The sequence below is a fragment of the Psychrobacter faecalis genome (assembly GCF_016107575.1).
In the GTDB taxonomy this organism is placed as follows: domain Bacteria; phylum Pseudomonadota; class Gammaproteobacteria; order Pseudomonadales; family Moraxellaceae; genus Psychrobacter; species Psychrobacter faecalis.
Map to the genome: position 1 here is coordinate 1 of NZ_JABAST010000088.1, position 735 is coordinate 735.

Annotated in this window: 1 protein-coding gene; it reads left to right on the plus strand. The window is 41.8% G+C overall.

Translation table 11 applies throughout. The annotated features are described in order from the left end of the window. Positions 1-66: 66 nt before the first annotated feature. On the plus strand, positions 67-582 hold the full coding sequence (locus tag JFC07_RS13035) for a helix-turn-helix domain-containing protein (RefSeq protein WP_198329227.1): 516 nt from the start codon (positions 67-69) through the stop codon (positions 580-582). Positions 583-735: the final 153 nt, after the last annotated feature.

Sequence of the window (735 nt, forward strand, 5' to 3'; positions counted from 1 at the left end):
ATAAAAAACCGCTCTTAATATTGAACTGACCCCCATAAGTTGGACACAACTTTTGGGGGTATTTTTATGCGTTACGATCTAGACTTTAAGATCAAAGTCATAGCATACTACAAGCAAGGACATAGCGGAGGTGCTACAGGTGAGAAATTTGGACTTGATGACAAGATGGTATTTAAGTGGGTTCAGCAATATCAAAGCGGTGGTATAAACGCCATCAAACCTAAAACTGGTAAAGCTAAATACAGTAGCGACTTTAAGTATAAAGTGATCGCTATGATGTTAGCAGAAGGATTAAGCCAATCTGAAACCGCTCTTAAATTTCACATCAGCTCACCTGCGCTCATCAGTCATTGGCATAAAGCCTATCGCCTCTACGGTATGTCTGGACTCACATCCAAATATAAAGGTAGTAGCACCATGACCTCTCCTATCACAGACAAACCCGATAATGAAAAGACGCCAGCAGAGCTCAAACGTGAACTGCAGTATCTACGAGCGGAGAATGCTTATCTAAAAAAGCTCGATGCACGGCTTTGGGAGAAGGAACAAGCAGTCAAAAAGCAAGGCTCATCGAAGGATTGAGACCGCAGTACGCGTTATCTGATTTACTCACCATAGCAAAGCTTGCAAGGAGTAGTTTCTACTATCATAGGGCTAGTCTGAGTAGTAAAGATAAATATGCCGATCTTAAACAGCGTATCCGTGATATCTACCATCACCATAAAGGTCGATATG

Coding starts and splice junctions, on each gene's coding strand:
- JFC07_RS13035 (WP_198329227.1), top strand. CDS start 67: ATGCGTTACGATCTAGACTTTAAGATCAAAGTCATAGCATACTACAAG.